Below are 13432 nucleotides of genomic sequence, written 5' to 3'. Positions count from 1 at the left end.
ACCGGTGAGTGGGGTTAATTTGGTGCGTGTTCGTCTGAGTGAGCAAAACCCTGCTCAGCCAGTCGGGCTTGCCACAGGCTCAGTGTGTCTTGTTGTGCGATCAGCTGATACTGCTGTTGATCCTGCTGGACCAAAGTGGTGACGAACACCTCGCCACTTTGTTTACCATAGCAGGCCTGCAGGTCGGAAATTTGCAGACCCGGCGTCAGTGAAAAGCTGCTCAGCACTGTCTCAAGCGCAGCCTCACCGCTCAGTTGCGTAATGGCTAAGTCGCTGCGACGCACTAATTCAATGTCATAGTCGCTGTCGTGTTTGCTTACCAGCGCAGTGAGTGCTTGTGCAGCGTCTTCACTCAGCACAAAACGGTAAGCTGTTTCGCTGAAGTAATACACAGCAAAAGACTGGCCGCCTGCCAGCAGACCCTGTACACCCAGCCCGGGTGCCATCAGTTTGTTGAGGTTCAGCCCCAGCTCCTGATTTAGAAAAGGTGTGGTTTCAAATCCGCTGAAATCCAGTACAACCAGATCCTGTGGCGAGAAAATGCGATTTTCCGCCGCCACCGTACCTAAACGGTGCTTAGCGAAGATGATTGGCGTGCTCATCATGCGACTATCCTGATGAAATTAAGATGCCCAAAAGTATAGGGATCCGCTATCGCAACAACAAATTGTATTTATTTATCGTTTGATAAATAATATTAATGTATTTGGGTTTTATAAATTGATTTTATTAATATGAAAAACTTATCGATTGATGGTCTGCGCACTCTGGTAACTGTGGTTGAAGTGGGTGGTTTTGCCAAAGCTGGCGAGCTGCTGGGCCTGTCTCAGCCGGCGGTGAGCTTGCAGATAAAACGCCTTGAAGAGCAGCTGGGCTGTAAACTGTTTAAAAAGCAGGGCCAGCGACAGGTGCTCAACCAGTATGGCGAGCTGCTGCTGCCTCAGGCTAAGCAAATGCTGCAATTCAACGATGGGATCATTCAGCAATTTACTTCAGAGAGCGTTACCGGCCGGGTGCGTCTGGGTATTCCCAGTGAGTTTGCCGCGCGCATCCTGCCCGCCATCATCGGCGACTTTGTATCTTTATATCCGGACGTGGCGCTGGAAGTGAAATCCCGGCTCAGTAAACATCTATTGTCGGTCTCAAGGCAGGATCAGTTCGACTTGGTGCTGGCACTGAATGAAGATTTGAATTCCTCAAATTATCCGGTGTTTATGCAGGACCAGCTGGTATGGGTGGGCGACCTGTCTCTGGCGCAACAACAGATTGTCACACTGGTCACAGCGCCGGAGGGCTGCATTTATCGTCGCCGTGCCATCGAGGCGCTACAACAAGCCGGGCTGCAATACCGTATTGTGTATAGTAACGCCGATTTAACGGGGCTGACGGCCGCGCTTAAAGAAGGCCTGGGCATTACGGTGCTGGCTAAAAGTACCGTGCCGGCTACGCTCAGTTACCAGGCCCAGACAGCATTTTTGCCCGAACTGGGCCAGATTGGGATCAGCCTGGTGAAAAACACTCAGGAATCTGCGCACGCGGTGAATAAGCTGGCCGAGTTTATTGCACTGCGCTTGGGGTAAGCACTGCTTTTGAGAACTGCTGGATGACAGGTGGCGTATATGGGAATGGGTGTTATTGGTATCACTCCTGAGTCGCCTGTTAGCAGATCCCGCATCAAGTGCAGGATGACTAGCGGTGAGTGCAGGGCCATCGGCAGCAAACAGGGAACTACTCGAAGCTGACTGAAGGGTCCTCTCCCCTGGCAGTCACTTATTTATATTTGGGGAAGAAGTGCAGTGCCAGACCAACGTTACCATACATACCAGTCTCTGTCGTAGAGATAGGCTCAAACATAAAATCGTCACTCATATAAAAGTAAATGCTCTTGCCCCAAATAGCTCCTGTCTCCCCTTCACCTCGAGCGCAAGTCACTACACTGGAGCATGTTTTGGGATCATAGGTCTTCAGCATCAAATTAGAGCTGCTGTAGTGCCAGTATAAAGACAGCGCTTCACTGTAATTTCGGCTCTTTTTTACAGCTGCATCAAGCTTTTTATCTCCCTTACGCGTATATTTATTTTTGGGCTCAACATGCTTATGCTTTTCTGGCTCCTTGTATTCCAGTCTCTGTTTAACGAATTCCTGTGTGGCACTGTTCAGATGACGCCTGTGAATAAAAAAGACTTGGATATTGCGCTCGTCGCCGGATAGCTTTTTCTTGAAAAACAAAATACTGTCAAATTTATCGCTTCCAATATCAAAGCTGCGTGTGCCTTTCGTTGAGGGCGTGATCACAGAAAAGAAAGCGTAAGACGGATAGTTCTGCTCAAGCTGTGCCTGAAACTCATAGAGATGCTTCCCGTTCGATTTCATTTTGCCAAAATTAATGTGTGTCGCAACGTAATCCCGGATATTTTGATTGATATTCGCTTCACAGACTTGCTGGATCCGCAAGCTGGTTTTTTCAGTCAGAGCCTGTATGCCTTTGTCTGCGTAACGCAATTCATCATAAACCACAGACGGCAGTATCAGTGAATCACGATATTTCAGGTCATATATGGTGTTTGTACTGCCCATGTAGTCCAGTGTGTCGTCAAGGTATTGCCTTATAAGCAGGTTCCGCTCACGACACTTCATGTCTGAGTGGATAACACTCTGCATGTTTTCATACAGTACCCGGCCGATTCTGATAAAAGCGCCGAGATTGGTAAAAAACTGCAGGAAGAACAGATTCATTGCAAATTCTTCATGCCTGGTAATGGTGCCATGACACTCAATCAGAGGCTCAATGACTTCATGCATGAGGTCTTTGGTATAGTTCTTTTTCTCAACAAGCGGGTAAAGTAAATTAGAGACCACACCAAGGTTTCTTGCGATTTCTATTTTGTTTAGTAAATCCTGACAGGCTGTCTGGCTTTTGTCTTCCAAATTATTGAACTTGTATAGATCTCTACTGATGCTGTGGATCCCCCGCATCAGGTCATTAAACCGCAGAACTTCCTGATAAGTATGATAGTTGGCAATTAACTGTACCAGTTTTTGCTGATTTTTGAGCATAGCAAAGTGGAGATCATCCAGCTTATTCAGCGCCTCACTCAGCTTTTCGCTTTCCGTTACTTCGTTGTCAAAAATACTCGAAAACAAAAAGCTAAATAACACGGCTCCCCCCATACCAAAACCATATCTCAAACGATTTTTAGGCAGAGCTTTGCTATATGCCTGCGCTCCTTCCAATATGGGAAGCATAGTGTTCTTTGAACGCACCCCGGTATAGGTGCCCACTGCGGCTCTGACCAGACCATCCACCAGTTTTTGCTGGTTTTCTTCTACTTTGGTTTTTGTCTCTGACATATCTGCTCCTGGACGACTTAATTCGGCGATACTGTTTACTGCGATGCTAGCTACTCTGACGCATTACTATACAAATCAAAATAGTTACATGGTTAAATTGTTGATATTATTAACTAACCCACACCAAAAAGATATTTCACTTGCTTACATGCCTCTTTTCACGTCATTACAAAAAATGATGGGGGTAAGTTCAGAGATTGGCGGGTAATGGTGCCTGCGAGTTGCCTGTATGCGGTTCCCGCATCAAGTGCAGGATGACTGAGGGTGGTGCTGGATAACTGGGAATGAATACGAGATAACGCGTGTAGAGCTTCATAACCGAGTGATTAATCTGCCAGATTTAAAAGGGCTGCTTGTTTGGCACAAAGCAGCCCTTCAGTAATGGTTATTCGCCGATGGCTTGTTGTACAAACAGGTCTTTGATCGGGCCGAGGTTATCTACCACATTCAAACCCACACCTCGTACTAACTTTTTCAGTGGGTGACTGCCGCTGAACAGCTCTTTTAAACCCTGCATCATGGCAATGTGTTTTTGCGCATCGAGTTTGCGGGTGCGTTCGTACTCTCGTAGTGTACTGTGAGAGGCAAACTCCTCGTTGTCTTCGCTGAGTGCGTTGATCAGATGTGCGGCATCTTTTAGGCCCAGGTTCATTCCCAGTCCCGCAAGCGGGTGGATGGTGTGCGCGGCATCGCCCATTAACACCACTTTACCGGTCAGCCACTGCTGTGCGTAACGCATGGTCAGCGGGAATACCGCTCGCTCGCCCTGCACCGTGCACAAACCACACTGCAGGTCGCTGGCCGCGCTCAAGGCTTTATTGAAGCTTTGCTCATCCATGGCCATCAGCTCGCGGGCATGTTCAGGTGCGGTGGACCAGACGATTGACTGGGTGTGGGGGTCAGACAAAGGCAACAACGCCAGCGGACCATTCGGCAGGAACACCTGACGCGCTGTGGCATCGTGCGGTTGCTCGGTTTTGATGGTGGCCACAATGGCGTGGTGGTCATAATCCCAGAAGCTGATCGGCAAGTTAAACTGGCTGCGTACCCCTGAGTTGGCACCGTCTGCTGCAACAAGCAATTTGGCCATCACGGGCGTGCCCTGCTCCAGCGTGATAAGCACATCGCTGTCGGTCTGGTGGATAGACTGATATCGGCTGCCAAACAGTAAACTCGCCTGGCTGTGCTGTTGTAAGGCCTGATATAAAGCAAAACGAATGGCGTCGTTTTCGATAATATGGCCCAGTTCAGGCAAGGCAAGCTGCTGTGCGTTAAACTGAATGCGGCCAAAGCTGTCGGCGTCGCACACCGACATCTTACGATAAGCCGTGGCCCGCTGCGCCTTAATGGCATCCCACACGCCTAACGACTCAAACAGGCTCTGACTGGCCAAACTGATGGCACTGACCCGCGCGCCATAGTCCTCGCTCAGTGGCTGAGGTTCAGGACCAGCATCCAGCACCATCACAGAGATATTGTTCTTTGCCAGACCCAGCGCTAACGCCAGGCCGACACACCCACCACCGACTATGCACACTTGTACTTGCTGCATGATTATTCCTTACAGGGTTCGTCCCATGAGTTGTCGCGCCAGTGGCGCCTTCAGTTGTGAGAACAGGCTCATCGACAGCAGGCCACAACTGCGCCCCAGTGCCAGCATACGGGAATCATTAGAAAACAGTCTGACCAAAGAATCGGTCAGTGTCATGACACGGTTTATGTCTGACTCGCGCGCGGTTTTGTAGCCTTGCGTGAACGCATGACTGCCCCACAGCTTGCGATCTGTCTGTTGCAGCTGCGCAACCAGCGCCTGAATGTCGCGTAATCCCAGATTAAAGCCCTGCCCGGCAATGGGATGAATGGCATGCGCGGCATTGCCAATGAGCACACAGCGATGATGCACCAGCTGCTCAACGCGGCCTAACACCAGCGGATAACTGGTGCGCCTGCCAACCCGTTCAAACATCCCGGCGCGATAGCCAAATGCGCTTTGCAGACGCGCCAGAAACTTCGCCTCATCGCATTCTCGCAACGTATCGAGTTCCTGCTGCGGCATACACCACACCAGAGAGTAGCGGTTGTTGCTCATCGGCAGCAGGGCCATCGGACCATGCTCGGTAAAGCGTTCAAACGCCTGCCCCTGATGCATATCGCTTATCTGCACATTGGCTATCAGGGCGCTCTGCTCATAAGCCACACTGTCAAAGCCAATATTCAGCTTGCTGCGGGTCGGCGATTGCGCACCATCGGCCACCACCAACAACTTACCCGACAGAGTTTCACCGCTGTCGAGCTCTACATCGACCTGTGTTTGCTGCTGATGCAAACTGGTAATTTTGGCCGGGCAGTACAGGGCGATATCCAGCTTGCTCAGTTGCTGATGCAAATACGCGCCGTAAGGGTTCACTTCAACCACATAACCCAAGGCCTCAACCGCGAACTCATCACAGGTGATGGTGGTTTTGCCAAAGTGGCCGCGGTCTGAGACATGCACTTGAATGATTGGCTCTGCAAAATCCCAGTGCGGGTCAAACAACCCGAGGTTACGCAAGTAAGAGACCGACTGCTCGGCCAGTGCCAGACTGCGGTCGTCAAAGCTGGGGTGATGAGCTGTTTTGGGCTCAAAGGCTTCAATCACCGCGATGCGGCTGTCGGGAAGCTGTTTTTTTATCGTGACGGCAGCGGTGGCACCGGCCATGCCACCACCCACGATTAACACATCAAAGTGTTGCAAGTGTTGCTCCTGCTTGTATTTATTCGCCTGAGCGCATTAAGGCTTCAATCTCAGCAATGGTTTTTGGCACCCCAGCGGTGAGGTTTTCAAAGCCATCCGCGGTGATCAGCAAGTCATCTTCAATGCGCACGCCAATGCCCTTAAATTGCTCAGGTACTTCGGCATCTTCGTCAAAGTACAGGCCCGGCTCTATGGTCAGCACCATGCCCGGCTCAAATGGTCTGTCGGCTTCATCCAGTTTGTATTCGCCCACATCGTGCACATCCAGCCCCAGCCAGTGGCCCAGGCCATGCATATAAAAAGCTTTACAGGCTTGCTTGTCGAGCAATTCATCGACTTCGCCAGCCAAAATACCCAGCTCAATCAGCCCTTTGGTCATCACCCGCATTGCGGCTTCATTGGCTTTGACCAAAGTGCCGCCTGGTTTAACCTGTTCAAAGGCCGCCTGTTGAGAGGCCAGTACCAGCTCATACACGGCTTTTTGTGGCGCGCTAAAGCGACCATTTACCGGGAAAGTACGGGTAATGTCGGCAGCATACCCTTCCAATTCACAGCCTGAGTCGATCAGGATCAAATCGCCATCAGTTAATACATCGCAATTGTCGGTATAGTGCAAAATATTGGCATTATTACCTGAGCCCACTATGGTGCCATAGGCTGGATGACGGGCGCCATTCATGGCGTAATGGTGGTGAATTTCGGCTTCCAGCTGGAACTCGGTGGCACCGGGCTTTGCAAACTGCATGGCACGTTTGTGAGCATCTGCACTTATCTCGCCCGCTTTGCGCATCACCGCAATTTCAGCTTCTGACTTAAACAGGCGCATCTCGTGAAGTAACGGGCGCACATCTTTGATGATTTCGGGTGCCCGGTAGCCTTTTTTCGGCGCGCCACGCAAAGTGCCAAGTAGGGCCCAAATTTTATCGTCAAACGCGGTATATGTGCCCTGACCATAGTAAAGTGCCTTACGGCCATTGACCAGGTTCAGCAACTCCTCATCCAGCTCACTCAGAGGAAAGGTCTGGTCCAGCTCTAAGGCGGTTTTGGCTTTTTCGTGACCCATGCGGCGGCCGTGCCAGATCTCGGCTAATTTGTCTTTATTACGACAAAACAGCGTTTGCTGTGTGGTGCCGTCTTTGTCTTTGCAAAGGACTAGTACCGCATCGGGCTCTTTAAACCCGGTCAGGTAGAAAAAGTCGCTGTCCTGGCGAAACGGATATTCAGTATCACGGCTGCGGGTGAGCTCAACGGCAGCGGGGATCACCGCCACCGCATTGTTATCCATTTGCGCCAGCAGCTCAGTGCGGCGCGTTACAAATTCCTGGTTGGCTATCATCATAATTAATGCACTGTTTTAGAGGTCGGTGAAGCGGCGTCTTTGCCTAGCTCAGCAAAACACAACAGGGCCGACACACGGATGTATTCAATCACCTCATGCAGTGCCTGTTTGTCTTCTTCACTTTCGTCGAAATGGGTATCTAGTTTAGTGATTTCGCTAAAGTCACCAATCACTTCCTTTACGTCGGCCGAAAACTTACCATAGTCTTTTTGCTTGAGGCCAAAGCCCAGTAAAAACCCGGACACCCAGGCCACCAGGGCATTGGCCTGATCGCTCAGGCTTTCTTCCATGGGTAAATACAGCTCAAACAGGTGCTCTGGATCATTAAAATGTGCAACGACCAGTTTATATAGCTCGGCAAAAAATTCTTTCAGTGGCGCAGCAAACTTCTGACCATCGTTAAAGACATCGCTCAGCAGCCCCAGGTACTCCTGCTCTTCGATATTCAGGCCACATGCCAGTAAGCCGCTGATGGTACCGTGCACTTCAGCCGGGGCAATGTAGATATCGTGTTGTTCCAGCAGTAGCTGTGCTTGCTGATAATCTCTTAATTCACTCATGGATAATGTTCTCGTTTGCTTTGATCTGCTTAGTTAATGCTACCACCCGAAGTATAGCAACAGCAACGACTTGTCGGTTTGTGTACAAATAATCTACGCACTTTTTTGCGTTGTTCAGATGCCATACAAAAAGTGCATAAATCACCGCCAGTCGGACGACTTTTTACGGATATTTGCCAATAAAGGTTTCTAGATGCGGTTTGGTCTTATATACTGAAATCGTTCCCTAGCACGTTGGACAGTGGATGATGTCCCTGAGCCGATAACTTTTTCTTAGGAACGCAGTTTGCTTACTATTGCGCAGGCTCGGCATGTACCGAGAAGCCTACGGTAGGCTGTTGCTTTCCGCCTTGAACCTTAGGGTTCAAGGACTGACATCTGCATCCGCGTTGCCGGGGACACCTTTTCCTTTCGCTGCAAAAGCACCGCCACTCCTTGCACTATCAATCAAACATAAAAATAGCCAGGCATAAAAAAACGCCCCGAAAGGCGCTTTAGATGATTACTGCGACAACTTGCGTTTGGCGGGCTGCGCGTAGATAGATAGTACCAGCTGGCGTAACTCTTCCGGTACTTGCTCCAGCGCTTCCATAAAACGGTTTTTCTCCAGCTCACTGCTCTGGCTTTCATCGCCGGCGGCCAGGTAGTTGCTCGAATGCAGATAATAATTGCTGACAATCTGCTGATCGATGATTTCGGCCAGCTGCTCCGGCGTTTCGAATTCTTCGTCTATCGGTGAGCCAAACGCCACATGTACATGGCCTTTATCACTGCTGAATCCTTCGATGATGCTGCTGATGTCTTCGCCTTCGGCTTTCACATATTCACCGAACTGCTGTTTATGATACAGCTCGCGGGCTTTTGACACGGCACAGGGCTCGTACTGATAAGAAATCGACACAGGGACAATCTTGAGCTGACGCACATATTCCGCAAACGGCAGTTTTAGCTTACGCCCATTCAACTGCAACATTTTCAGCAATGCCGGATCGGTAAAGTCGACGCCATCTTTAGCACGGCCTTCTTTTTGCGCAATCCAAATTGAGTTGCCCTCATCCAGCGAGTCATAAATATACGCAGACAGCTGAGATAAGGCACGCAGCATCTCTTTTGGTGCTTTGGCTGAGCGCTTCACAATAAAGCTCTTGTTTAAGCGCATCAACTCTGTGATGTAAGGCACCTGAAGCAGGTTATCGCCAATGGCAATACGCACGGTTTGCATTTTTTGCTGATGCAGACCCCAGTTGACCAACGCCGGATCCAGTACTATGTCTCTGTGGTTGGAGATAAACAGATAAGCGCCCTGCTTGTCGAGCTTATCCAGGCCTGAATAGGTTACCTTGCTGGTGGTACGCTCAACCAGCATAGACAGATAACCGGCTACTTCATTCTGAACCGCTTCAACATTGGTGACTGACTGCCACTTTTTCTTCAACCGGCTGCGCACCAGTGGCCGGGATATCAGGTCCCATCCTGCCAGCCATTTGGGCAGGTTATGCTCCGCAATCACATCAATAAACTGATCATCGTCCAGCAAACGCTGCAAAGCTGCGGGGACTTCATCGTCATTGTAAGGTCTGATATCTGCGTATTTATCCACTAAACTACTCTTTATTATTGGGTGGTTGTCATCAAAACGTCTTATTCTATCGTGCCCCCTGATCGGAAGCTAAGAATATCAAGTCTGACCAGAAGTGCCTGCATCACTCGCGGTATTATGCAGGCACCTGAGGTTATGCCGACGCCTGAGCGGGCAAAAAGCGTTGTTTAATACCCAGCAGCATCAACCTCGCCATCAGCAGAGCCAGTACCGCGCCTGACCCCAGCGTTAGCCAATATGGCAGCACTTCATGGTCGTGTCCCATCATCGGCGCCACCGTAAAGCCAAACTGTGCCACCAGCCAGTCGGTCAAAAATCCAAAAATAATTGCCACACCAATCACCGCGCCAAGATAAGCAAACACCGCGCGACGGCCCAGCTCTTTGGCCACCACGCCAATGGTGGCAACGTTGGTGGCAGGACCTGCCAGCATAAAGACCAGCACCGCACCGGGAGACACACCCGCCAGTAATAAACCTGCCGCAATGGGCGTTGACGCTGTGGCACAAATGTACATTGGAATACTGACCAAAATAACCACTATCATGGCCAAAATACCATTGCCCCACTGAGCCAAAAAGGCTTCGGGAACATAGGTTTGTACTAAGGCAGCAAAGAATAGACCAATCAGTAGCCATTGCATAGTATCGGCTAATAATTTGTTACAGCTAAATTGCACGGCAGACACTAGCTTTTGCCACAGCCCAGGCTTGGCTTGCGCTGATGCACAGCAGGACGTGGCCTGCTCATCGGGCTTTTGCACAGGCTGACTATCGCAACAGCTGCTTTGCGGTGAAAGCTCTGCCTTAGTTTGGCTTGCGCAACAGCTGCTGGATTGCACTGGCGCCGGTTTAGGCTCAGTGGCACAGCAACTGCTTTTTTCTGCCTCTGCTTTTTTGGCTGAGCTGCCACAGCACCCGCTGTATGATGCATCTGATACAGCAGGCTGTGCGTTGCCCTCGTCTTTACCAACCAGCACACCGGCGGTGATCGCACTGGCTACCGCAGCAATGGGTCGGATCACGGCCATAAATGGCCCAAGCAGCGCGTAAGAAACCGAGATGGAATCGACCCCCGTTTCGGGTGTGGATACCAAAAAAGCAGTCGTGGCACTTTTGGACCCGCCCGCACGACGCAACCCGATGGCAGCCGGAATCACTCCGCAGGAACAGAGCGGCATGGGCGCACCTATCAGAGCCGCCTTGATGGTTGTCCAGAGCCCTTCTTTACCCAGGTGCTTTTGTAAAAAATCTTTGGGAATAAATACGTTAAGCAAACCAGCAAGTAACAGGCCCAACATCAGCCAGGGCGCTGAAACCAAAAAGAGTTGCCAAAAATTATCAAGCAGAGCCATCTACATCCTCCAACGCGGTTAAAATGGAACAATCATCAGCACTTTCTTCGCCGCCACAACAGCGTTCGGCCAGCACGCTTAGAGAGCGCTCGAATTTCAGTAACTCTTCAATTCTTTGCCGGGTTTGCGTCAGCTTCTGTAACGTGAGTGATTTCACTTCTTCACAGCTGTGATTGTGTTTATCAATTTTAATGGTCAGCAGTTCCTGAATATCTCTAAGACTGAAGCCCACCGCCTTTGCCCGCACAATAAAACGCATCTGCTCAAGCGCGCTATCGTCATATAACCGATAACCTGCCGGGCTGCGAACACTGGCCTGCAACAGACCCTGACGCTCATAATAGCGCAGTGTGTCGGTAGACACATTCAATTGTTTTGCAATATGGCCAATCTTATACATAGTCAGTTTTGCCGTCCTTTATGAATCTGATCACAGTATAAACCTTAGAGTTGAGTTCAAGGTCAAGCACAAAGATAAACTTTGGCAATAAAAATGATACACTCGGCGCCATCTGTTAGTAAGGAATGTTTGCTCACCATGAATATTGTTGTTTTAGATGCCGCCACGCTGGCGGGTGTTAGCCTGGATCCGCTCAGAAAATTTGGCACAGTCACCGAGTACGATACCACCTCAGCTGAACAGCTGATGTCACGTATACAGAGCGCAGAGGTGGTTGTGACCAACAAGGTGGTGCTCAATGCCGATACACTGAGCCAACTGCCGAACCTCAGGTTGATCTGCGTGGCCGCGACCGGCACCAATAATATCGACCTGGAGGCTGCACGTGCCCACAATATCGCGGTGACCAATGTGGCTGGCTATTCTACGCCATCTGTGGTTTTGCACACTTTTACACTGCTTGGCAACCTGATGAGTAATATTCACCGCTATGCGCAGGATTGTGCCAATGGTGCCTGGCAACGCAGCGACCTGTTTTGTCGTCTGGACTACCCAATTCACGACCTGTCGGGCAAACGCTTTGTCATAGTCGGCTATGGTAACCTTGGCCAGGCGGTTGCTAAGGTCGCCAGCGCCTTTGGCGCCGAAGTCGTGATTGCAGAGCGCCCGGGGCAAGAGACAGTGCGTGCCGAGCGCGTTGAATTTACCGAAGCGCTGCGCAGCGCCGATATTGTCTCTATTCATTGCCCTTTGACCGACACCACCCGCGACTTGTTTGATGCCGACACACTGGCGCTGCTTCCGGCGCATGCCATCTTACTGAATACGGCGCGCGGTGGCATTGTCAATGAACAGGCACTGGCGGATGTGCTGGCCAGCAAGCAGCTACTCGGCGCCGGCGTAGATGTACTCAGCGTGGAGCCGGCAGCAGCTGATAACCCGCTGGTGCAGTATCAGGGCAATAACTTGTTACTAACCCCACACACGGCTTGGGCCAGTCAGGAGTCGATCACCCGCCTGATCCAAGGTATTGCCGAGAATATTGATAGCTTTTTACAGGGGCGCGAGCACAACCGCCTGGTGTAGCCCTGCGGCGCACGGCGTATGTGAGAATGGATGCGATTGGTGTCGCTCACTAAGTAGTTCCCGCATCCAGTGCGGGATGACGCGCGGCGTATGTGAGAATGGGTGCACTTATTGTCACTCATGAGTCGCTTTTAAGTAGTTCCCGCATCGAGTGCGGGATGACGGGCGGCGTATGTGAGAATAGGTGCGATTGGCGTCACTCATGAGTCGCTTTTAAGTAGTTCCCGCATCGAGTGCGGGATGACTGGAGTTGGATGCAAGAGTTGCAGCTTATAGGCAGTATTGAGTCGCAAAGCCCCCTTATAGCCCTACCTATTATCTCTCCTAATCGGCATGCCCACACTCCGTCATCCCGGCCTTCGAGCCGGGAACTATTTGACTTCAGCGCAGGTGTATCTTTTAAACAACAATTCGCCTGTTAATAGTTCCCCCATCGCGTGCATGATGAGATGCAGTGGCCACTTCGTGCTTTTAACTAACTAATGGTTAATTTATTCAAAATTTAGTGCTGAATATTAGTGACGGTGTTATCGCAAAACATAAAGCATTGATTTAAAATAATTTAAAATATGGCAAACTCTTTGCTAACTATAATTCAAAGAAAATAAAGACGGCTAAGCCTGGGATATAAAAATGAAAAAACTACTACTCGCAACTGCGCTATTAAGTTCAACCGCACTGACAGGCTGTGTCGTTGCGGTCACAGATGGCGAATATAACGGTCACCACAGCTGGAAGAAAGAACAAAGAGAAAACCGCGAAAAGATCAGCCAACTAAAAATCGGCACTGAATACCAGAGCGTGCTGAGCAAGCTGGGCACACCTGAATACACAGACATGGTGTCGAAGGGAGATACCGTTTATCAGGTACTTTACTTTGCCACCAACAGTAAGCACTCAGACGGCGTTGTGACCAAAGACGAGTGCACACCTTTACTGTTTAAAGACAGCAAACTCGTTGGATTTGGCGATACAGCTATGGCACACCTGCTGTAACCTAAATCACCT

At 50.3% G+C, this 13432-nt stretch carries 12 protein-coding genes and 1 other RNA gene; 4 read left to right on the top strand and 9 right to left on the bottom strand.

The annotated features are described in order from the left end of the window. Positions 1-14 precede the first annotated feature (14 nt). Positions 15-605, bottom strand: a complete 591-nt coding sequence (locus TW77_RS13725) for a hypothetical protein (RefSeq protein ID WP_046005552.1) — start codon at positions 603-605, stop codon at positions 15-17. Between the two features lie 129 nt (positions 606-734). On the opposite strand from TW77_RS13725, the gene TW77_RS13720 reads away from it, so the two are divergent. Beyond that, positions 735-1580, top strand: a complete 846-nt coding sequence (locus TW77_RS13720) for a LysR family transcriptional regulator (protein WP_046005551.1) — start codon at positions 735-737, stop codon at positions 1578-1580. Between the two features lie 190 nt (positions 1581-1770). Here TW77_RS13720 and TW77_RS13715 read toward each other — a convergent pair whose 3' ends face one another. From TW77_RS13715 to TW77_RS13695, 5 genes are all read right to left on the bottom strand, one after another. Continuing rightward, on the bottom strand, positions 1771-3351 hold the full coding sequence (locus TW77_RS13715; protein WP_046005550.1) for a hypothetical protein: 1581 nt from the start codon (positions 3349-3351) through the stop codon (positions 1771-1773). A gap of 385 nt (positions 3352-3736) precedes the next feature. Beyond that, a complete protein-coding gene (locus TW77_RS13710; protein WP_046005549.1) occupies positions 3737-4903 on the bottom strand; it encodes an FAD-dependent monooxygenase in 1167 nt (388 codons plus the stop codon). 9 nt (positions 4904-4912) lie between these two features. After that, the gene (ubiH, locus tag TW77_RS13705; protein WP_046005548.1) at positions 4913-6085 is read right to left on the bottom strand and encodes a 2-octaprenyl-6-methoxyphenyl hydroxylase; all 1173 of its coding nucleotides are present in this window, start codon (positions 6083-6085) and stop codon (positions 4913-4915) included. A 19-nt stretch (positions 6086-6104) separates the two neighbouring features. Continuing rightward, complete coding sequence (pepP, locus tag TW77_RS13700) at positions 6105-7421, bottom strand: Xaa-Pro aminopeptidase (RefSeq protein ID WP_046005653.1); 1317 nt, start codon at positions 7419-7421, stop codon at positions 6105-6107. Between the two features lie 5 nt (positions 7422-7426). Then, positions 7427-7984, bottom strand: a complete 558-nt coding sequence (locus tag TW77_RS13695; protein WP_046005547.1) for a UPF0149 family protein — start codon at positions 7982-7984, stop codon at positions 7427-7429. A 220-nt stretch (positions 7985-8204) separates the two neighbouring features. Between TW77_RS13695 and ssrS the strand changes: the two genes are divergently transcribed. Next, positions 8205-8387: non-coding RNA, 6S RNA (ssrS, locus tag TW77_RS24600), on the top strand. A 99-nt stretch (positions 8388-8486) separates the two neighbouring features. Here the strand turns inward: ssrS and TW77_RS13690 are convergent. From TW77_RS13690 to zntR, 3 genes are all read right to left on the bottom strand, one after another. Then, positions 8487-9584 carry a lysophospholipid acyltransferase family protein gene (locus tag TW77_RS13690; protein ID WP_046005546.1) on the bottom strand — a complete coding sequence of 366 codons (1098 nt, stop codon included), beginning with the start codon at positions 9582-9584 and terminating at the stop codon, positions 8487-8489. A gap of 133 nt (positions 9585-9717) precedes the next feature. Then, positions 9718-10938, bottom strand: a complete 1221-nt coding sequence (locus TW77_RS13685) for an SO_0444 family Cu/Zn efflux transporter (RefSeq protein WP_046005545.1) — start codon at positions 10936-10938, stop codon at positions 9718-9720. After that, positions 10925-11338, bottom strand: a complete 414-nt coding sequence (zntR, locus tag TW77_RS13680) for a Zn(2+)-responsive transcriptional regulator (RefSeq protein ID WP_046005544.1) — start codon at positions 11336-11338, stop codon at positions 10925-10927. The genes TW77_RS13685 and zntR overlap by 14 nt, the downstream gene beginning before the upstream one ends. Positions 11339-11476: 138 nt before the next feature. On the opposite strand from zntR, the gene TW77_RS13675 reads away from it, so the two are divergent. Both TW77_RS13675 and TW77_RS13670 read left to right on the top strand, forming a co-directional pair. Next, positions 11477-12424, top strand: coding sequence for a D-2-hydroxyacid dehydrogenase (locus TW77_RS13675; protein ID WP_046005543.1), 948 nt, complete (start codon positions 11477-11479; stop codon positions 12422-12424). A 633-nt stretch (positions 12425-13057) separates the two neighbouring features. After that, positions 13058-13420: a DUF3192 domain-containing protein gene (locus tag TW77_RS13670; RefSeq protein ID WP_046005542.1), complete on the top strand. Its 363-nt coding sequence runs from the start codon at positions 13058-13060 to the stop codon at positions 13418-13420. Positions 13421-13432 lie beyond the last annotated feature (12 nt).

Source organism: Pseudoalteromonas rubra, assembly GCF_000967655.1.
Lineage (GTDB): Bacteria > Pseudomonadota > Gammaproteobacteria > Enterobacterales > Alteromonadaceae > Pseudoalteromonas > Pseudoalteromonas rubra_A.
The sequence above is the reverse complement of the archived record's forward strand: the minus strand, read 5'-3'. Positions and strand labels throughout refer to the sequence as shown.

Bases quoted from the DNA above. Each gene is read 5' to 3' on its own strand.
- TW77_RS13725 (WP_046005552.1), bottom strand. From the start codon at position 605: ATGATGAGCACGCCAATCATCTTCGCTAAGCACCGTTTAGGTACGGTG.
- TW77_RS13720 (WP_046005551.1), top strand. From the start codon at position 735: ATGAAAAACTTATCGATTGATGGTCTGCGCACTCTGGTAACTGTGGTT.
- TW77_RS13715 (WP_046005550.1), bottom strand. From the start codon at position 3,351: ATGTCAGAGACAAAAACCAAAGTAGAAGAAAACCAGCAAAAACTGGTG.
- TW77_RS13710 (WP_046005549.1), bottom strand. From the start codon at position 4,903: ATGCAGCAAGTACAAGTGTGCATAGTCGGTGGTGGGTGTGTCGGCCTG.
- pepP (WP_046005653.1), bottom strand. From the start codon at position 7,421: ATGATAGCCAACCAGGAATTTGTAACGCGCCGCACTGAGCTGCTGGCG.
- TW77_RS13695 (WP_046005547.1), bottom strand. From the start codon at position 7,984: ATGAGTGAATTAAGAGATTATCAGCAAGCACAGCTACTGCTGGAACAA.
- TW77_RS13685 (WP_046005545.1), bottom strand. From the start codon at position 10,938: ATGGCTCTGCTTGATAATTTTTGGCAACTCTTTTTGGTTTCAGCGCCC.
- zntR (WP_046005544.1), bottom strand. From the start codon at position 11,338: ATGTATAAGATTGGCCATATTGCAAAACAATTGAATGTGTCTACCGAC.
- TW77_RS13675 (WP_046005543.1), top strand. From the start codon at position 11,477: ATGAATATTGTTGTTTTAGATGCCGCCACGCTGGCGGGTGTTAGCCTG.
- TW77_RS13670 (WP_046005542.1), top strand. From the start codon at position 13,058: ATGAAAAAACTACTACTCGCAACTGCGCTATTAAGTTCAACCGCACTG.